The 19029-nt window shown below is 70.0% G+C and carries 21 protein-coding genes; 5 read left to right on the top strand and 16 right to left on the bottom strand.

Annotated elements, in window-relative coordinates; translation table 11 throughout:
* From VME70_15755 to VME70_15745, 3 genes are all read right to left on the bottom strand, one after another.
* Nucleotides 1–2077: LAGLIDADG family homing endonuclease (locus VME70_15755; protein HTW21650.1), on the bottom strand; the 2077-nt coding region annotated here is incomplete at its 3' end.
* 20 nt (nt 2078–2097) lie between these two features.
* Nucleotides 2098–2658 carry a transcriptional regulator NrdR gene (gene nrdR / locus VME70_15750; GenBank protein ID HTW21649.1) on the bottom strand — a complete coding sequence of 187 codons (561 nt, stop codon included), beginning with the start codon at nt 2656–2658 and terminating at the stop codon, nt 2098–2100.
* A 187-nt stretch (nt 2659–2845) separates the two neighbouring features.
* Complete coding sequence (locus VME70_15745) at nt 2846–3166, bottom strand: LysM peptidoglycan-binding domain-containing protein (protein HTW21648.1); 321 nt, start codon at nt 3164–3166, stop codon at nt 2846–2848.
* Nucleotides 3167–3294: 128 nt separating this feature from the next.
* On the opposite strand from VME70_15745, the gene lexA reads away from it, so the two are divergent.
* Nucleotides 3295–4044 (top strand): transcriptional repressor LexA, encoded by a 750-nt coding sequence (gene lexA / locus VME70_15740; GenBank protein HTW21647.1) that lies wholly within the window; start codon nt 3295–3297, stop codon nt 4042–4044.
* Between the two features lie 4 nt (nt 4045–4048).
* On the opposite strand, the gene VME70_15735 is transcribed toward lexA, so the two are convergent.
* The 7 genes from VME70_15735 to VME70_15705 form a co-directional block, all read right to left on the bottom strand.
* On the bottom strand, nt 4049–5113 hold the full coding sequence (locus VME70_15735; GenBank protein HTW21646.1) for a hypothetical protein: 1065 nt from the start codon (nt 5111–5113) through the stop codon (nt 4049–4051).
* Nucleotides 5110–6501 carry a GTPase HflX gene (gene hflX, locus VME70_15730; GenBank protein ID HTW21645.1) on the bottom strand — a complete coding sequence of 464 codons (1392 nt, stop codon included), beginning with the start codon at nt 6499–6501 and terminating at the stop codon, nt 5110–5112. The genes VME70_15735 and hflX overlap by 4 nt, the downstream gene beginning before the upstream one ends.
* Before the next feature lie 41 nt (nt 6502–6542).
* Nucleotides 6543–7352 (bottom strand): diaminopimelate epimerase, encoded by an 810-nt coding sequence (gene dapF / locus VME70_15725; GenBank protein ID HTW21644.1) that lies wholly within the window; start codon nt 7350–7352, stop codon nt 6543–6545.
* Nucleotides 7353–7373: 21 nt separating this feature from the next.
* Entirely contained in the window at nt 7374–8207 is an 834-nt protein-coding gene (locus VME70_15720) for an EAL domain-containing protein (GenBank protein ID HTW21643.1), read from the bottom strand.
* A gap of 95 nt (nt 8208–8302) precedes the next feature.
* The gene (gene miaA, locus VME70_15715; protein ID HTW21642.1) at nt 8303–9202 is read right to left on the bottom strand and encodes a tRNA (adenosine(37)-N6)-dimethylallyltransferase MiaA; all 900 of its coding nucleotides are present in this window, start codon (nt 9200–9202) and stop codon (nt 8303–8305) included.
* 16 nt (nt 9203–9218) lie between these two features.
* On the bottom strand, nt 9219–10643 hold the full coding sequence (gene miaB, locus VME70_15710; protein HTW21641.1) for a tRNA (N6-isopentenyl adenosine(37)-C2)-methylthiotransferase MiaB: 1425 nt from the start codon (nt 10641–10643) through the stop codon (nt 9219–9221).
* Between the two features lie 3 nt (nt 10644–10646).
* A complete protein-coding gene (locus VME70_15705; protein HTW21640.1) occupies nt 10647–11432 on the bottom strand; it encodes an SAM-dependent methyltransferase in 786 nt (261 codons plus the stop codon).
* Between the two features lie 47 nt (nt 11433–11479).
* Here VME70_15705 and VME70_15700 point away from each other — a divergent pair, with 47 nt between their 5' ends.
* Nucleotides 11480–11881 carry an MmcQ/YjbR family DNA-binding protein gene (locus VME70_15700; protein HTW21639.1) on the top strand — a complete coding sequence of 134 codons (402 nt, stop codon included), beginning with the start codon at nt 11480–11482 and terminating at the stop codon, nt 11879–11881.
* Here the strand turns inward: VME70_15700 and VME70_15695 are convergent.
* Together VME70_15695 and VME70_15690 are read right to left on the bottom strand one after the other, a co-directional pair.
* Nucleotides 11851–12513, bottom strand: a complete 663-nt coding sequence (locus VME70_15695; protein HTW21638.1) for a cytochrome b/b6 domain-containing protein — start codon at nt 12511–12513, stop codon at nt 11851–11853. The genes VME70_15700 and VME70_15695 overlap by 31 nt on opposite strands.
* The gene (locus VME70_15690; GenBank protein HTW21637.1) at nt 12497–13186 is read right to left on the bottom strand and encodes a molybdopterin-dependent oxidoreductase; all 690 of its coding nucleotides are present in this window, start codon (nt 13184–13186) and stop codon (nt 12497–12499) included. The genes VME70_15695 and VME70_15690 overlap by 17 nt, the downstream gene beginning before the upstream one ends.
* A gap of 88 nt (nt 13187–13274) precedes the next feature.
* Here VME70_15690 and VME70_15685 point away from each other — a divergent pair, with 88 nt between their 5' ends.
* From VME70_15685 to VME70_15675, 3 genes are all read left to right on the top strand, one after another.
* A complete protein-coding gene (locus VME70_15685) occupies nt 13275–13994 on the top strand; it encodes a class I SAM-dependent methyltransferase (protein HTW21636.1) in 720 nt (239 codons plus the stop codon).
* A gap of 64 nt (nt 13995–14058) precedes the next feature.
* A complete protein-coding gene (locus VME70_15680; GenBank protein ID HTW21635.1) occupies nt 14059–14427 on the top strand; it encodes a VOC family protein in 369 nt (122 codons plus the stop codon).
* Nucleotides 14424–14807, top strand: a complete 384-nt coding sequence (locus VME70_15675; GenBank protein ID HTW21634.1) for a VOC family protein — start codon at nt 14424–14426, stop codon at nt 14805–14807. The genes VME70_15680 and VME70_15675 overlap by 4 nt, the downstream gene beginning before the upstream one ends.
* A 3-nt stretch (nt 14808–14810) precedes the next feature.
* On the opposite strand, the gene VME70_15670 is transcribed toward VME70_15675, so the two are convergent.
* The 4 genes from VME70_15670 to VME70_15655 all read right to left on the bottom strand — a co-directional run bounded on the left by VME70_15670 (nt 14811) and on the right by VME70_15655 (nt 19010).
* Nucleotides 14811–15626, bottom strand: coding sequence for a CPBP family intramembrane glutamic endopeptidase (locus tag VME70_15670; protein HTW21633.1), 816 nt, complete (start codon nt 15624–15626; stop codon nt 14811–14813).
* A 221-nt stretch (nt 15627–15847) separates the two neighbouring features.
* The gene (locus VME70_15665) at nt 15848–16342 is read right to left on the bottom strand and encodes a regulatory protein RecX (GenBank protein ID HTW21632.1); all 495 of its coding nucleotides are present in this window, start codon (nt 16340–16342) and stop codon (nt 15848–15850) included.
* Nucleotides 16342–17430 carry a recombinase RecA gene (gene recA / locus VME70_15660; protein ID HTW21631.1) on the bottom strand — a complete coding sequence of 363 codons (1089 nt, stop codon included), beginning with the start codon at nt 17428–17430 and terminating at the stop codon, nt 16342–16344. The genes VME70_15665 and recA overlap by 1 nt, the downstream gene beginning before the upstream one ends.
* Before the next feature lie 260 nt (nt 17431–17690).
* Entirely contained in the window at nt 17691–19010 is a 1320-nt protein-coding gene (locus tag VME70_15655) for a M20/M25/M40 family metallo-hydrolase (protein HTW21630.1), read from the bottom strand.
* Nucleotides 19011–19029: the final 19 nt, after the last annotated feature.

Here is a 19029-nt window from a genome sequence, read left to right as displayed (position 1 = left end):
AGGCCGCCTTCGCGATCGAGGCGAACAGGTTCTTGGCCTCGACGGTCTCGACGACCTCACCGCTGTGCCGGGCACGCAGCCCGAACTCGCGACCCTCCTCGACCGCGCGCATGAACTCGTCGTTGACCCGCACCGAGTTGTTGGCGTTCTGGTACTGCACCGAGACGATGTCCTGGCCGCCGAGGTCCATGTCGAACCCGGCGTCACGCAGCGCACGGATCTTGTCCTCTTCGCGCGCCTTGGTCTGCACGAATTCCTCGATGTCGGGGTGGTCGACGTCGAGGATGACCATCTTCGCCGCGCGCCGGGTCGCGCCGCCGGACTTGATCGTGCCGGCCGAGGCGTCGGCGCCGCGCATGAAGCTGACCGGCCCGCTCGCGGTCCCGCCGGAGGACAGCAGCTCCTTTGACGACCGGATCCGTGACAGGTTCAGGCCCGCGCCGGAGCCGCCCTTGAAGATCAAGCCCTCTTCTCGATACCAGTTCAGGATCGAGTCCATCGTGTCGTCGACGGCAAGGATGAAACAGTTGTGCACGCGCAGGCCTGCCGAGAGGTACTCCCCGGACTCGGTCTGAATGTCGTAGACATCCAGCTCTCCGCGATCGACGATCGATGCGATCTGAAGTCGCTTCGTTCCGCGCGCCGGGCGACCCGCAACGTCGAAGGAAGCTTCGAGCTTCGCAGCTTTGACCGGATCGATGAAGCCGATTTCCTCGGCGAAGATCTGCCGGTCACCGTCGTTCTGGATCCGAATGCCCCACGTGTCATGACGGTTCGAGCGCTTCTCAGTCTTGCGTCCGACCCGAGCAAAGATGCCGAACCGAGCCAGCAACGCCTGCACTCCGCGAATCAGATCTTCGCCGATCATGTCCAGGCCGACCAGTGTTGAGCTCTCTCGACGGCTCACGTAACCCTCGGCCTGGAACAGGCTCCGCAGGTACGCGGTGACGACGGGCAGCGGTGCCGCGAACAGCCGCTCCGGAACGGTCATCTCGGTCCCGCGAGCGCGCAATCCCCAACCCTCGACGAACTCCGCGAGACCGTTCCCGTAGAGGCGGGTCCGCCGGCAGTCGAGCGATGTGTCCTCAGTGACCACTCCTCGCTCGTGGCGATGCACGTCGGGGAACACGACGTCGAGCTGGCGGGTGACCCACTCGAGCTCAGCGGCGGTCACCGTCATCGCTTCGATGGTCAGCGACCGATTGGTCCCGGTGTACTGCCCGACGAAGCCATCGCTCTGTAGCCATCCGGCCAACGCCGCTTCGGCGATCTCGCGGATCGAGATTTCTGCCTCGCCGTAGGCATAGGTGCGGTGCCACTCGACGGTGTCGCCGATGCGCAACTCGCCCGCGGGAACGAAGCTCCCGATCCGGTCACCGCTCGACCGCCACACCAGGTGGTCCGCAGTCACGTCAAGCTGCTGGCCGGCCTTCGTCTCGACCCGAACAACGCGCTTGCGGCCATTGTGCTTGGCGGCCGTCACGCGGGTGACCCCCTCCGAGTCGTAGACCTTTGTGCCGACGGCGTTCTCCTCGACCAGCTTGCCGATCGGCATCAGGCCTGCCGGTGTGCTGACCAGTGCGTCGTACGGTTGGCACGCCGACACCTGTTGCGGGGACTTGGTTCCGACGTTGAACCAGACCGGTGAGTTGAAGCTGAAGACCTGGTGCAACAGCATGTACGTCAGCTCGTGGTCGAAGATCTCGGCATCCTCGGGCGTGGCGAAGTAGCCGTGCTCCTCACCGGCCCGCCGGTAGGTCTGCACGACCCGGTCGATCAGCTGGCGAAGGCTCGACTCGCGCGCGTCGGTGCCCACCGCGCCGCGGAAGTACTTGGTGGTGACGATGTTGGCCGCGTTGACCGACCAGAAGTCGGGGAACTCCACCCCGCGCTGCTCGAAGTTGATCGAGCCGTCGCGCCAGTTGGTCATCACAACGTCGCGGCGCTCCCAGCTCACCTCGTCGTACGGGTGCGCGCCGGGGGTCGTGTAGACGCGCTCCAGCCGCAGTCGGCCGCGGCCGGTGCCGGCCCCGGTCGTGGCCTCGGCGTGCGTCCGGCCGCTCGTCGTCTCGGTCATCGAAGTCCTTTCGGCTGCTGTTAGTTCAACGCTTCGGCGGCCGGATGCACTCCCGGCGCGAGGGTGGATTCAGGGGTCGATTCACGGGCCGATTCAGGGGTCGATTCGGGAGCCGGGTCGGCGGCGGGATCGGGGCGGCCCTGCTCGCGGATCGCGGCCACCTCGATCACGAAGTCATCGAGGGAGGTGAAGTTGCGGTAGACGCTCGCGAACCGCAGGTAGGCCACCTCGTCGAGCCGGGACAGCGGCTCGAGAATGGCCAGGCCGACCTCGTGGGCCGGGACCTCGGCGAGCCCGCCAGCGCGGATCGTCTCCTCGACCTGGTGGCCGAGCAGGGCGAGGGCGTCCTCGTCCACCGGTCGGCCGGAGCAGGCCTTGCGTACACCGTCGATCACCTTCGCCCGGCTGAACGGCTCGCAGGCGCCGGAGCGCTTGACCACCGACAGGCTGGCGGTCTCCACCGTGGTGAACCGCCGGCCGCACTCGGGGCAGGCCCGCCGGCGGCGGATCGCCGCGCCGTCCTCGGTCTCGCGGGAGTCGACCACGCGGGAGTCGGGAAAGCGACAGAACGGACAATGCATCCGCTTCGGTGCCTCCCTTCCGCGTCCGGTGCCGTTCATCCACACCCCGGCATGCCCTGTGGACCGGGTGTGGCACAACCTGTGGGGAAACTACATCGGTGTAACACAAGATGTAGGGCGCGACGCTAGACCCGGCCGGACCGCGACGCAAGCACTTCCGGCGAAGTTTCTTGCGCGTGTCGGTGGACTACCCGCCGGCCGGCACGACCAGCTCCTGCCCCGGCGCGACCTCGGCGCTCGCCAGGTGGTTCGCGCGCTCGAGATCGGCCACGGCCAAGCGGGGATCCTCGTGCGGCGCCACCCGAAGCGCGACCGCCCACAAGGTCTCTCCCGGCTCCACCACGACGGTGTGCCGCACCGGTGCGTGCGCGCGCCCGGCGGCCAGGCTGGTCGAACGGCCCAGGCCGAAACCGCCCACGACCGTGGACAGCATCACGACCAGCACCGCGACGACCCGACCACGACGGGTGAGCCGCAGGGACGAACGAGTGGCCCGCGTCGTCGTCATCACAACCTCCAGATCGAATACACGTTCGATCGAACGCCTGTACGAGTTATAACACGGCCGGCCGACACAATCACGACACGTTCGAACAGGTGTTTGAATCCGGCCGGTCGCCTCGCTACCGTGCGGGCATGACCAACGCCAGCGAGCCACCGGCCGGACGCCAGCGGGCCAAGACCCCCGTGAAGACGACCGCCAAGGCCGCCCCCAAGAACGTCCGCGAGATCCCCGACGGCCCGCCGGACGCGGCCGGGCTCACACCGCGCCAGCGCAAGGTGCTCGAGGTGATCCGGGACTCCGTGCTGCGCCGTGGGTATCCGCCCTCGATGCGCGAGATCGGCGAAGCGGTGGGACTCACCTCGACCTCGAGCGTCGCCCACCAGCTGAGCTCACTCGAGCGCAAGGGCTTCCTGCGCCGTGACGCCAACCGCCCGCGAGCGGTCGAGGTGAAGATCCCGGCGGCCGAGCCGGACGACGTCACCGGTGAGGGCGACGACCGGCCGACGCCCGCCTACGTCCCCGTCGTCGGGCAGATCGCGGCCGGCGGCCCGATCCTCGCCGAACACGCGATCGAGGACGTCTTCGCACTTCCCCGACAGATCGTCGGCGACGGCGAGCTGTTCCTGCTCCGGGTGATCGGCGAGTCGATGATCGACGCGGCGATCACCGACGGCGACTGGGTGGTCGTGAGCCGCCAGCAGGATGCCGAGCCCGGGCAGATCGTCGCCGCCCTGCTGGACAACGAAGCGACCGTGAAGACCTTCAGCCGCAAGGACGGCCACGTGTGGCTGCTGCCCGCGAACCCGGACCACTCCCCGATTGCGGGCGACCAGGCCACGATTCTCGGCCGCGTCACCGCCGTACTGCGCCGGATCGGCTGAGCGCTCAGCCGCTGACCGTCACCGTCACGGGCGCACTCGTGGCGAGATGGTGGCCGTGCGCGCCGAGCGCAACGACCCGGTACGCCGCGGTCTTGGCCGGATGCAGGGCGAGGTGGACCACGCCGTGCCGGCCGGTGCTCGCCTTGACCATCGTGGACCAGGAACCCGCACCGATCCGCCGTTCGAGAGCTACCCGCTGATGGCCGGCGCCGATGCGGGCGACCTTGTGCGTCACCCGGCCGGTGATCGTGACCGCCTTGCCCGCCGCCACTGAGCTCGAGCTGCTCGAAACGGTCACCGCCAGCGGGAAGGTCGCCGCGATGGTCGCCCAGGTCGGCTTGACGTTGACCTTGTGCGCGGTGTCGCCGCCGAGGAACTCCTCGGTCATCGACGTACCGGTTCCCGTCTTATAGGCAACCGCCGCACCCATCACCAGCCGAGGCGAGTACGCGTTGATGATGTTGTGCCGGTGCCCCCAGCAACCGGGGTCGCCCTTGTGCTGACAGTCCTCGTTGCCGGAGTTCGGTCCGTCGTCGTACATCCAGAAGAAGTCGTCGAGAAGCGCGGAGTTGCCCGCACCGGCCCAGTTCGACCCGCCGGAGGAGAACCCGTGGCTCGGGAAGTAGGGGTCGCGGTCGGCCTTCGCGCCTTGCCTGGCGAGGGTGTCCAGCGGTTTGGACAGGCCGAGCACCGGACGGCGGTGCCGGTCGACGCGTTCGATGTCGGTGATCGCCAGTAGCTGCGCGCGCACCGAAAGCTCGTTGAAGTCCCCGGGCAAGGTCAGCTTGCCGAGGCCCTCGCTCTTGCGCACCTTGTCGAAGTCGACCAACGCGGGCTTGTCGCACGCCCGGTTGGCGGCGACCGAGGTACCCATGCCGTAGCAGGCCGACCAGAACGCCGAGCTCGGAGTCGCGTTGTGCGCCGGGTCGGCGACCGGATTGGGCTTGCCGGCCGAGCGAAGGTGCGCAGCGGCGAGCGCCCCCGGCGCAGCGAGCGCGACGCCCAGCACGACAGCGGCGCCGAGCAGGCACGCTCCGGTCGCGATCCGCCCCCCGGCGAGGGCTCTCACTGCAGCGTGTACGCCGAGACTTCTCCGGCCAGCCAGGCCGGCAACCGCGCCTCCATGTGGGTCCCTTCGGCCGTGTGGGAGACCGCCTTGACCTCTCCGTGCTCATGCACGCGGGAAACGACCTCACCGTGGTCATACGGCACGAGCAGCGTGACCGGCACGTCCGGGCGCGGCAGCCGCTCGCCGAGCCGCTCACGCAGCCGGTCCAGGCCTTTCCCCGTCACTGCCGAGACCACACACGCGGCCGGCTCGGCACGCAGCACGCGCTCGATCACGTGCGGGTCGGCGGCATCGGCCTTGTTGACCACCACAAGTTCGGGCACGCCGAGGGCGTCGATGTCGGCGAACACCTCACGGACCGCAGCCAGCTGGGCAATCGGGTCGACGTCCGACCCGTCGACGACGTGCAGGATCAGGTCGGCTTCGCCGACCTCCTCGAGGGTCGAGCGGAACGCCTCCACCAGCTGATGCGGCAGATGGCGCACGAAGCCGACCGTGTCGGCCAGCGTGTACAGCCGACCGTCCGGCGTCTCGGCCCGGCGCACCGTCGGGTCGAGTGTCGCGAACAGCGCGTTCTCGACCAGCACGCCGGCATCGGTGAGCCGGTTGAGCAACGAGGACTTGCCGGCATTCGTGTAGCCGGCGATCACGACCGACGGCACCGAGCGCCGCCGGCGCTCCTGTCGCTTGACCTCGCGCGCGGTCTTCATCCCGGCGATCTCCCGGCGCAGCTTCGCGGTGCGCGCCCGGATCCGCCGCCGGTCGGTCTCGATCTTGGTCTCACCGGGTCCGCGGGTGCCGATCCCGCCGCCGCCGGCGACCCGGCCGCCGGCCTGCCGGGACAGCGACTCGCCCCAGCCGCGCAGCCGCGGAAGCATGTACTCGAGCTGGGCCAGCTCGACCTGCGCCTTGCCCTCCTTGCTGCGGGCGTGCTGGGCGAAGATGTCGAGGATCAGCGCGGTCCGGTCGACCACCTTCACCTTGACCACGTCCTCCAGCCGGCGCAGCTGGCTCGGCGTGAGCTCGCCGTCGCAGACGACGGTGTCGGCGCCGGTCGAGAGCACGATCTCGCGCAGCTCGCTCGCCTTGCCCGAGCCGATGAAAGTGGCGGCATCGGGGGTGTCGCGACGCTGGATCACTCCCTCGAGCACCAGCGAGCCGGCCGTCTCGGCGAGCGCCGCGAGCTCGGCCATCGAAGCCTCAGCCACCTGCAGCGTGCCTTCGGTCCACACGCCGACCAGGACGACCCGCTCGAGTCGCAGCTGGCGGTACTCGACCTCGGTGACGTCTGCGAGCTCGGTCGAGATGCCCGGGACACGACGAAGCGCCTGGCGCTCTTCGAGCTCCAGGCCGAGGAATGCTTGCGGTTCAAGCGGTTCGGCCGTCATCGATTCCATGGTGACACGTAGCCATGGGCAGCCACGAACGGTTAACCGGCAGCGAGCGCGTCCAGGTCGACCGTGCCGGCGCCCACCAGCACCGCCGGTCCGGTCATGACGACCGTTCCGTCACCGCGCCAGTCGACGACCAGCCGCCCGCCGAGCACGTCGACGACGTACGGCGCGCGCAGGCCGCCGGTCACATCCATGACCGCGACCGCCGCCGCGCACGCACCACTCCCGCACGACCGGGTCTCACCGACGCCGCGCTCGAAGACCCGCATCCGCACGTGCCGTTCACCAAGCGGCTCGACCAGCTCGACGTTGACGCCATCCGGGTACGCCGATGGCGGGTCGACGGCCGGCGCGTGGCTGAGGTCGAGCGACTCGATCGGTGTGGCGTCGACGACGACCAGGTGCGGGTTGCCCATCGACCAACCCGAAGCCTTCCAGGACGACGTACCGATGCTCACCTCCGCGTCCTCGAGCCGGGTTGCCGTGCCCATGTCGACGCTGATGTCACCACCGCCGGGCGGGACGACGACCTCGCGCGGGCCGCTCCTGGTGCCGATGGTCGTCGGCCCCGTCCCGATCAGCCCGGCGTGCTCGAGGTAACGGGCGAACACCCGGATCCCGTTGCCGCAGGTCTCGGCAACCGAGCCGTCGGCGTTGCGGTACTCCATGAAGTAGCCGGCGTCGTCGCGGGTCACGCGCAGGACGCCGTCCGCCCCGATCCCGGCATGGCGGTCACAGAGCGCGCGGACGACGGAGCCGTCGAGCTCGCCGTCGAAATCCGGCAGCACGATGAAGTCGTTCTCGGTGCCGTGGCCCTTGACGAAGGCCACCGAGCGGCCGGCCATGACAGCCAGGGTAGGCCGGGCTCAGCCGCTCGGGCGCGAGCGACGCTGGGCGGGAGCGGTCCAGCCGGCGCCGTGCGCGAGCATGAGCCGGGCGTGGTCGGCGATCTGCGGTCCGCTGAACAGATAGCCGACCGCGCGGTCACAGCCCAGCTCACACAGCCGCGCGCCCTCGCTCCAGCTCTCGACCCCCTCGGCCACCACACGTACGCCGTGCGCGTGCGCGAGCGCGATCACCGAGGACACGATCGAGTCGTCCTCGAGGTCCGAGCCGACGCCGCGCACGTATGCCTGATCGAGCTTGACCGTTGTGATCGGCAGCTCGCCGAGCATGCCGAGCGCGGAGTACCAGCTCCCGAAGTCGTCCAGTCCGAGCGCAACGCCGACCGAGCGCAGCTCCTCCATCAGCGCGGGCGCATGCCGGCTGCCGGTCGCGAGGGTCTCCTCGGACAGCTCGAGACCGAGGGTGTCCGGGGCGAGATCGAGCTCGGCGATCAAGGCGGCGACACGCGGGATGAAGTCGACCTCGAGCAGCTGAGAGGCCGAGACGTTGACCCAGAGCTGGCGTGGGGAGCCGTCGGCGAGCGCCGGCAACGACCGCCACGACGCGAGCTCCTTGGCGCCGCGGCGCAGCACGTCCCAGCCGAGCGCCGGCAACAGCCCCGCGCGATCCGCCACCGACAGGAAGTCCGCCGGCCACAGCAGGCCGCGCTGCGGGTGCTGCCAGCGGACCAACGCCTCCATCCCGACGACGGCGCCGCTCGCGAGGTCGACCTCCGGCTGGAAATGGACGACCAGCGCGTCCTCGTCCACCGCGCGCGCAAGCGCCGGCATGAGGTCGAGGTCCGGGCCCGACACGGCAGTCCTCCCCCAGGTTCAGTTGTGCGGTGTATCGGCCGGCCTTGATCGTTGCCATATGACCCGTTGTGGCCATGTTCGACACGCCGTACGGCTCACCGGGTACTGAGCGCGATGACACGTCCTGCGAGGTCGCTCGCGGGTTCGGACCACTGGATCCGGGGGTCCCGGCGGAACCAGGACCGCTGCCGGCGGACGAAGCGTCGCGTCGCCTGCGCCGTCACAGCGACCGCCTCGTCGAGCGTGAGCACCCCGTCGACGACGGCCAGCATCTGCGCGTAGCCGAGCGCACGGGACGCGGTCACGCCGGCGCGCAAACCGACAGCCTCGAGCCGGCGTACCTCCTCGAGCAACCCGGCGTCGACCATCGCCGCCACCCGCTGGCCGATCCGGCGGTCCAGCTCCTCGGTCGGCAGATCGAGGCCGATCTGTACGGCGTCGTAGCGCGGATCGTCGTACGCCGGAAGAGCCGCGGTGAACGGCTGCCCGGTCAGCGCGATGACCTCGAGGGCGCGGACGATCTTGCGGGCGTTCTCCGGCGCGATCGCCGACGCCGCCGCCGGGTCGAGGCCGGCCAGCCGCCGGTGCAGAACCGGAGCGCCGACCGCTTCGAGTTCGGACTCGAGACCGCCGCGCACGTCTGCGTCGGTCCCCGGAAACTCGATCGGGTCGAGCACGCTGCGTACGTACAGTCCGCTGCCGCCGACGAGCACGGGCGTGGTCCCGCGCTCGAGCAGGGCGTCGATCTGTGCGCGGGCACGTGCCTGGTAGTCGGCGACACTTGCGGTCTCGGTGACCTCCCAGATGTCGAGCAGGTGGTGGGGGATGCCGCGCCGCTCGGCAAGGCTGAGTTTCGCCGTGCCGATGTCCATGCCGCGGTAGAGCTGCATCGAGTCGGCGTTGACCACCGCTCCGCCCACCCGCTCGGCGACGTCGAGAGCGAGCGCCGACTTCCCGGTCGCGGTCGGCCCGACGATCGCAATGACCTTCGGCATCGAGGGCAGCTGCCGCTCAGCCCCGCAGCACCGGCATGCCGAGCAGCACCGCTGACGTGTCCGGCGAGTCCTGCCGCGCCTGCCATGCGTCGCCGCCGCGGGTCCGACGGATGTCGATGACGCGGTCCGCAACCAGGTGATGAGGTGCCGCATGGCTGACGACTGCACTCACCACGTCGCCAGGCCTCGCCTCGCAGCGTGCGACGTGCACGAGCCGGTTGTCCCGGGCCCGCCCCGACAGTCGCTGGGTGCGGTCGTCCTTGCGTCCCTCGCCTTCGGCAACCAGCACGTCCACCGTCGTACCGATGCACTCCTTGTTTCCCGCCCACGCGCCGGCCTCGACGACCTCTACCAGACGCGCGTAGCGGTCCGCGACGACCGCGGCCGGAACCTGGTCCGGCATGGTGGCGGCCGGTGTCCCCGCCCGCACCGAGTACTGGAAGGTGAAGGCCCCGGCGAACCGCGAGCGCTCGACCACATCGAGGGTGCGCGTGAAGTCGTCTTCGGTCTCGCCGGGGAACCCGACGATGACGTCGGTCGTGATCGCCGCGTCGGGAAGGGCAGCGCGAACCCGGTCGATGATGGCGAGGTAGCGCTCGGCGCGATACGAGCGGCGCATCGCGGCGAGGATCCGGTCGCTGCCGGACTGCAGCGGCATGTGCAGGCTGGGCATGACGTTCGGAGTCTCGGCCATCGCTGCGATCACGTCGTCGGTGAAGTCGCGAGGGTGGGGCGAGGTGAAGCGCACGCGCTCGAGACCTTCGATCTCGCCGCACGCACGCAGCAGCTTGCCGAATGCCTGCCGGTCGCCGAACTCGACGCCGTAGGAGTTGACGTTCTGGCCGAGCAGGGTGATCTCGAGCACGCCGGCATGGACGAGCGCCTCGATCTCGGCGAGGATCTCGCCCGGCCGGCGATCCTTCTCCTTACCGCGCAGCGACGGGACGATGCAGAACGTGCACGTGTTGTTGCAGCCGACGCTGATGCTGACCCACGCTCGGTAGGCGGACTCGCGCCGAGCGGGAAGCGTCGACGGAAACGTCTCGAGCGCCTCGAGCAGCTCGACCTGGGCCTCGGACTCCACCCGCGCGCGTTCGAGCAGCACCGGCAGCGACCCGATGTTGTGCGTCCCGAAGACGACGTCGACCCACGGCGCTCTTTCGACGATCGTGCCTTGGTCCTTCTGCGCGAGGCATCCTCCGACCGCGATCTGCATGCCGGGATGGCGTTGTTTCACCGGCAGCAGCTGGCCGAGGTTTCCATAGAGCCGGTTGTCGGCGTTCTCGCGCACCGCACAGGTGTTGAACACGACCACATCCGGCGGCTCGCCGTCCATCGGGCGCGCGTAGCCCGCGGCCTCGAGCAGGCCGGCGATCCGCTCGGAGTCATGGACGTTCATCTGACAGCCGTGCGTCCGCACCTCATACGTCCGTGTGCGCACCGATCAAGGGTACGGCGAGGCGAGCACGAACGCGGTGGACCGCGAGCTGCGTAACGGGTCGTCGCCCGCGGGGCCGACGGCTCGATCGATCGACCAGCCACAGTCGTCGAGCAGCGGCCCGAGCTCGGCGAAGCGGATGGCGAACCGCATCGGCTCGCCCTGGGCCCGGACCCGAGCGCGCAGTCGGGCCCGCGCCCGCCGCGCCCGCCAGCCGCGCGGAACGAGCGGGACGTCGATCGCGAGCCGGCTGCCCGGCGCGGCACGGCTTCGCACCGCGCGCAACAAGCCGCCGACGACCTCGCGCTCGAGGTACGGCGTGACCCCCTCGCAGTAGAACAACGACGGCGCACCCGCGACCTGGCCGGCGTCGGCGAGCAACCTCGCCACGTCGTCCGTCGTGAAGTCGGCGGGGACGCACGCCGCAGCGCCGGCCACGCCGAGCCGGGCGAGCCGAGCGGTCTTGTCGCGGATCGTCGCCGGGTGGTCGAGCTCGAACCAGCGCACATCCGGGGCGGCGTAGCGCAGGCTTCGGCCGTCGTAACCCGCTCCGATCACGACGATCTGCGCGATCCGGTCGGCGATCGCCGTGACGACCGCGGTGTCGAAGAACCGCGTCCGCGCGGCGAGGTAGACCGCGAACGCGGTGTTGCGGAACGGCAGGTCGCCGGCGACGTCCGCGTGCAGCAGCCGGTCGGCGCGCGAGTCGCCGTACTCGGCCGGAACCCGCGGAAAGTGCCGCCGCTGCGCGGCGACCCTGCGGGCGGTCTGCGACGCCTGACCCTCCCGCACACCGCACCATAACGCCGCTCCGGGTCGCGACGGATAGCGTGCGAGGCGTGGCCACTCTCGAGGACGTACGGCGACTCGCGCTCGCGATGCCCGAGACAAGCGAGTCCGAGTCGCGTGATGGCACCGCCTTCTGGCGGGTCCGGGACAAGCTGTTCGTGTGGGAGCGGCCGCTGCGCAAGTCGGATCTCGCCGCACTCGGCGAGGACGCCCCTGACGGCACGATCCTCGGCGTACGGGTACCGGACGAAGGTGCCAAGCACGCGCTGATCGCCGAGCAACCGGAGTACTTCTTCACGACCCCGCATTTCAACGGGTATCCGGCCGTCCTTGTCATGCTCGATGCGATTCCGGTCGACGAGCTCGAGGAGCTGGTGGTCGAGGCCTGGCTCGACCGCGCTCCGGTCCGCGTTCGCAAGGCCTACCTTGCGGAGTCGACCGGGTCGACCTGATCCTGTTCGACTTCGTCGGCGCACATCTCGTCGGCCCACGCGAGGTGTTCGCGCTGCGCCCACCGCAGTGGCACCCGGCCGGTGCGCATCGACCGCAGTGCCTCCGGGTCGCGAACGGCGTACATGACATGTCCGATGACCAGAAGCCCGAGCGCGAGAGCGACCCAGTCGTGGACGAAGGTCGCTCCGCTGCGCCACGACAACCGGGTCAGGTGGGTGAAATACATCACGACGCCGCTCATGAGCAGCACGCCGATCGCGCCGAGGCTCAGCGCGGCATTGAGCTTCTGGCCGGCGTTGAACTTGCCCACCATGATCTGCCCGTCGCGGCGTGACCGTGACCGCAGCCACCTCCAGTCCCGCCGGGTGAACCGGTTGAGCCGGCGCAGGTCGGCTCGGTAGCTGGGCGACAGCAACCCGACGATGAGTGGCACAGGGAGCGCGAGGCCACACCAGACGTGAACCTGCTCGATCACGTACCGATCCCCGACCAGCACCGCAATCGACCCGATGTAGAGGATCGCCGCAGTGGCGATGCACACGAACAACAGCGCCGCCGTGACCGCGTGCACCCACCGCACCGGACGGGTGAAGCGGAGCAGCTCGCGGCGCCGGTCAGCCGGTCGGCTCATCGCTTCTTCCGTTCGACCGTCCGACCCAGCCGTTGATCGAGTAGCCGCGGTGCTCCCAGTAGCCGGGGACCACGTCGGCGGTCAGCTCGATGCCGGACAGCCACTTCAGGCTCTTGTAGCCGTACATCGGCGCGACGTAGAGCCGCACCGGGCCTCCGTGGTCGTGCGTGACCGGCGCGCCGAGCATGTCCAGCGCGACGAGCACGTCGGGCAGCCGTGCCTGATCGAGGGTGAGGCTCTCGGTATATGTGCCGTCGAAGGAGATGAACCGGATCGCCGTCGCCGACGCTGCCGGGCCCGCGAGGTCGAGCAGATGCGAGAGCTGAACCCCGCGCCAGTGCACGCCCGGCACTCGCCAGCCGGTGACGCACTGGAAGTCGCGTACGACGGCGGTCTGCGGCATCGACTGCAGGTCGGCGAGCGTGTACGTCGCGGGGCGTTGGACCAGCCCGGACACGGACAGCCGGTAGTCGGCCGCGGTGCGGTCGGGGACGCTGTGCGTGACCGAGTAGAACCGGAAGGTGTCGCCGATCGGCAGCAGCGACACCAGCCCGGTCGGGTCGTGGTTCTCCAGCGGTGCTAGCCCGCGTTCGAGCAGGTTCTGCAGCTTCGAACCGGTCACGATGCCCACCGCACCGAGCCCGAGCAGCCCGAGGACGACGCGCCGCCCCACAGGTGCGCCATCCTGGTGAGCGCGCGGCTCAGAAGGCACATGTCATGGTAGGAGCCGTTGGCCGCCCAAGAGCTAACGTTCGTCTTACATGATCGAGCTGCCCGACTGGCGACCCGCGCCGAACATCCGCGATGCGCCCGACCTCTACGAAGCCGAGAACCGCGCGATCGACCCCGGCGGCCTCGTGCTGGCGGCGATGCGGGAGCTTGCGCCGTGGGCGGGCCGCGTGCTTGTCGACCTCGGCTGCGGTACGGGCTTCTGGCTGCCCGGGTACGCCGAGCAGGCCGAGCGGGTCATCGGCGTCGAACCCGATCCCGACTTGCGCGCCATCGCCAGGCAACGGGTCGCGGGCACGGCGAACGCAGCCGTCATGGCGGGCTCGGCGGAGCATCTCCCGCTCGACGACCGCAGCGTTGACGTCGTACACGCCCGTTTCGCCTACTTCTTCGGGCCGGGCGCCGACGCCGGGCTGGCCGAGGTCCGGCGGGTGCTGCGCGCCGGCGGCGCGCTGGTCGTCGTCGAGAACGACTACACGACCGGGGAGTTCGCCGACATCCTGCGCACCGCCACCGAGGGCAACGCCGCGTTCGACCCGGGCTCGACCGACCGCTGGTGGCGTGACCGGGGCGCGCGCAGGGTCGACGTACTGTCCGAATGGCGCTGCGCCGACCCGTCCGAGCTGGCCGCGGTGCTCCGCAACGAGTTCCGGGACGGCGCCGCCGAGGCCTGGCTGGCCGCGCACCCGGATCGGCGCGCGATTTCGTATGGTTACGTGCTGTTTGCGGTCTCGCGCGATGCCGAACCATAACGGCCGCGGCACCAGTCGGTAACGAGGCACCGAAACCGTCCGGGCACTGTGCGAGGGTGCGCGCATGACAACCCGACTGCGACTGGCCGGCGCCCTCGTCGACGTCCCGAAGGCCGATCACGAGCGCGCGGTGGCGTTCTGGACCGGCGCGCTGGGAACGCAGCCGGAAGTGACCGAGAGATTCCCCGACTACGCCCAGTACGACGACGTGACTCCCGGGCTCTACTTCATGGTGCAGGCCACCCAGGACGACAGCACGCGGCGGATCCACCTCGACCTCGAGAGCGAGGACCGCGAGGCCGACGTCGCCCGGCTCAAGGCGCTCGGCGCGACCGAGATCGGCCGCGAGCACCACTGGGTTGTCATGCGAGATCCGGCCGGCGTGACGTTCTGCGTCGTGCAGAAGGTGCCCGCCCCGCAGGACACCTCATGAGCCACCGCAGCCGGCTGGCCGCCGCCTACATCGACGTCCCCCGCGAGGACTATCCGGCCGCCGTTTCGTTCTGGGCGCACGCGCTCGAGCGACCCGGCGAGGTGGAGGCCGACGACCCCGACTACACCAGCTTCGGCCCGGCCACGCCCGGCGTCACGATGGGGGTGCAGGCGGTCGGCGACCCGGCGCCGCGGATCCATCTCGACATCGAGACCGACGACATCGAGGCCGAGGTCACCCGCCTGACCGCGCTCGGCGGGTCGGTGGTCGACCGGATCCAGGACTGGGTCGTGATGGCGGACCCGGCCGGCGTCGTGTTCTGCGTGATCAAGGTGCAGGAGCCGGCGGCGTTCGAAGCAGGCGCCCGCACCTGGGGCTAGCCGTTACGACGGGACCGGCAGCCAGGACACGTGGCCGGCCAGCTCGGCGTACCCGATGAAGGCCACCGTGTCGATCAGCGTGTGCGCGATCAGCAGCGGCATTACCCGCCCCCACCGCTGGTAGATCCGCCCGAAGATCAGCCCCATCACGAAGTTGCCGGCAAACCCGCCGAGCCCCTGGTAGAGGTGGTAGCTACCCCGCACCGTGGCGCTGAGCAACAACGCGCGGTTGTCGCTCCATCCGAGCTGACGCAGCCGGTGCAACAGGTAGCCGAGGACGAGTACCTCCTCGAGAGCGGCGTTCTGCAGCGCGGACAGGAACAGGACGGGCAACCGCCACCAGACCGCCGGAAGCGACTCGGCGACGACGGTGAGATCGACGCCGAGTGCGTGCGCCGCGAGGTAGAGCCCCAACCCGCTGCCACCGATGACCGCCGCGACCACCGCGCCCTGGAACAGGTCGATCCGTGGCCGGGTCAGGTCGGCACCGATGGTCGACATGCGCTCGCCGGAGCGAATCAGGAAGTGCCAGACCAGGAACACGGGTACGACGCCGGTAGCCAGCGACACCAGCTGCAGCGTCAGGTCCAGCCACGGCCGACCCGGCGCCTGCGAGGCGTTCAGCGACGCGACCTGGGAGGTCAGCGCCTGCCCGCTGGTCGCGTCGCCGATCAACCGGACTGCCGCCCGCAACCCGTCCGCACCGAGCGACAGCGCGAAGACCAGCAGCACCTCGCTGCGCAGCCAGCTCCGCGGCAGACCGGCCGGGCGGTCAGCCACGGCAGGCGCGGCCGGCTGCCCGGTCTGCTGTGCGGTCATACCTCCAAGTGTGCGGGTGAGCGATGGCTGCGTCGACGGCTGTCACCGATCCGTGCCGCGACGTAGGTCGCGGAGGAGATCGTCGCGACGAAGAACGACGCCGGGGCGGGTCCGCTCCAAAGACGCGAGGACGCCGCCCTCAGCGACGATCAGGCGGCCGGCACCGATAGCGCGACAACCGTCCCGGGCCGGGCCGAGCTGCGGGTCGCGGCGTCGGCGGGCTAGGGCACCGCACGGTGGTCGTCGATCACCTCGGCGACCACTCGGTAGGCCAGCCCCGATCCGAAGCCCTTGCGGCCGAGCATCGCCACCAACCGGCGCTTCACGACCTCGGGCGGCAGGCCGGACATCGACCGGAGCCGGCGGCGGACCAGGCTGCACGCGGCGACGTACTCGTCATCGGTACTCACCGCCGCGAGCGCGTCCTTGGCCACCTGGTCGTCCACCCCGCGGGACCGCAGCTCCGCAGCGAGCGCCCGACGAGCCAGCCCGCGACCGTGGTGACGGCTGTCCACCCACGCGGTCGCGAAACCCGCGTCATCGACGAGGCCGACCTCGGTGAACCGGTCGAGCACGGCGCTGGCCGCGTCATCCGGTATCCCGCGCCGCGCCATTGCCGTAGCGAGCTCGGCCCGGGTGCGGGGGGCGCGATCAAGCATCCGCAGCCCGATCTGGCGAGCGACCGCCTCAGGATCGGACGACTGCTCGCCCGGCATCAGAACTCGACAGGTGTCGGCACCGCGTCGTCGATGGTCGTGGTCAGATCGATCGGAGCGTCCGGGTCGGCCGGGCCTGAAGGCGTGTCCAACTGCGGCCCGACCCCGAGCTTCTCCTTGATCTTCTTCTCGATCTCATCGGCGAGATCAGGGTTGTCGCACAGGAAGCCGCGCGCGTTCTCCTTGCCCTGCCCGAGCTGGTCCGAGTCATAGGTGTACCAAGCGCCGGACTTGCGCACGATGCCGTGGTCGACACCCATGTCGATCAAGCTGCCCTCGCGGCTGATCCCGCGACCCCACATGATGTCGAACTCGGCCTGCTTGAACGGCGGGCTGCACTTGTTCTTCACGACCTTGACCCGGGTGCGGTTGCCGACCGCGTCCGGGCCGTCCTTGAGCGTCTCGATCCGGCGTACGTCGAGGCGGACCGAGGCGTAGAACTTCAACGCCTTGCCCCCGGTCGTGGTCTCCGGCGAGCCGAAGAAGACACCGATCTTCTCGCGCAGCTGGTTGATGAAGATCGCGGTCGTCCCGCTGGTCGACAGCGCACCCGTGATCTTGCGCAGCGCCTGGCTCATCAACCGCGCCTGCAGGCCGACGTGCGCATCGCCCATCTCGCCTTCGATCTCGGCTCGTGGCACGAGCGCCGCGACCGAGTCGATCACCAGGATGTCGATCGCGCCGGAGCGGATCAGCATGTCGGCGATCTCCAACGCCTGCTCGCCGGTGTCCGGCTGGGAGACCAGCAGCTCGTCGATGTCGACCCCGAGCGCCTTCGCGTACTCGGGATCGAGGGCGTGCTCGGCGTCGATGAAAGCGGCGATGCCGCCGGCCCGCTGCGCGTTGGCGACCGCGTGCAACGCCACCGTGGTCTTGCCGGAGGCCTCCGGTCCGTAGATCTCCACGATCCGCCCGCGTGGCAGCCCACCGATGCCGAGCGCGATGTCGAGGGCGATCGCACCGGTCGGGATCACGTCGATCTGACCGCGGGCATCGTCGCCGAGCCGCATCACTGCGCCCTTGCCGTGTGCCCGCTCGATGTTGCTCAACGCGGCCGACAAGGCCTTGTCGCGATCCATGCCTGCCATTGCCAGCCTCCGTGTGGTTCGGGTGTCGTCGTCGACCCTACGAACCGGCTCGGACCATTTCCGGGATCCGAGCCGTGGTTGTGGACCGCCGAGTGCTGTCCACAGTCGTACGAACAGGTGTTCGAAGTAAAGCCGACACGCCGCGCGATTTCCACCCGTGGCCCATGGGTGGGGCTATCGGCCCACCCATGGGCCATGCGTGGGGCTGGAGCGCCACCGATGGGCCATGCGTAGCGCCGGTCGCCGGGCCAGCGCTGGCGTCAGCCGAGCACTCGCCGGGCGAGGTCGAGATGGAACCGTACGGCCAGCAACAGGTCATCGACGTGCACGCGCTCGTCGGCGTTGTGGACGCCGGCCTCGATCACCTCGGCCGGCGTTGCCCGAAACGGGCTGAAGCCGTACGCCGCCGTGCCGGCCGCTGCGCGCAGGTAGTTGCTGTCCGTGAACCCGGTGCACAGCAGCGGGACGATCGCGGCGGCGTCACCTTCAGCCGCCAAGAAGGCGCCGATAGCGGCCGGCACCGGCCCGTCGAGCGGTGAGCTCGACCCTGGCGTGATCGGCTCGGGCCACCCGAGCTCGTAGTCGATGTCGTCGCCGAGCAGCGACCTGACCTGCGCCTCGACGTCGTCCTGCGTCGTACCGGGAAGGATCCGGCAGTCCACCTCGCCGGTGGCCCGCGCCGGCATGACGTTGCGCTGCCCGGATCCCCACAGCCTGGTTGGGGCGAGCGTCGATCCCATCAAGGCCACCAGGACGTGCACCAGCGTCGGGTGCAGCACGCCCGCCTCCGCGACGGCCCGGCTGAGGTCCGGCTCCTCGCGGCCGAGGACCGCGGTCAGCAACGCCGTGACGACAGGTGTCGGCGCCGGGTCGGGAAGCCCGTCGCCCAGCCTCGAAACGAGTCGCGCCAGCAGCGGTACGGCGTTGTTGCCGAGCGTCGGCTGCGACGCGTGGCCCGCCTCGCCCAGCGCCGTGATCTGAAAGGGCAGCGTGCCCTTCTCGCCGACGGCGTAGATCACCACCTCACGGCCGTCGCTCAAGGGCAGCCGTTCGCCGCCGCCCTCGTTGATGCTGTGCGTCGGCCGGATGTCGGTCCGCTCCTCCAGCAGCCAGCGCATGCCGACGTCCGCGAACCCGTCCTCCTCGTCGGCAACGGCGATGAACCACAGGTCACCAGCCGGTCGGAAGCCGCTGCGAGCCAGTTCCGCCATCGCGACCGCCCGGGCCGCGACCTCGTTCTTCATGTCGACGGCGCCGCGACCCCACAGCCAGCCGGCGTCGTCGAGCACCGCGTCGAACGGCGGGTGGGTCCAGTCGCGCGGGTCGCACGGCACGACATCGGTGTGGCCGACGAACGCCAGCGACTCCGCATCGGAGGACGTGCCGCGGATGCGTGCCACCACGTTGGCCCGATCCGGGTCGCGAGCGACCAGTTCGGCCTCGACGCCGTTGCGGGCGAGGTAGTCCTGCAGATACGCCGCGCACCTGGTCTCGTTGCCCAGTCCCGGCTCGCGGGCATTGGTCGTGTCGAGCCGCATGAGGTCGCGGGCAACCTCGATCACCTCGTCATGCAGGGTCATCCATCACTCCCCGAGCGGT

It is taken from the genome of Mycobacteriales bacterium, from assembly GCA_035504215.1.
Taxonomy (GTDB): Bacteria; Actinomycetota; Actinomycetes; order JAFAQI01; family JAFAQI01; genus DATAUK01.
This window is presented reverse-complemented; position numbering and strand designations above follow the sequence as displayed.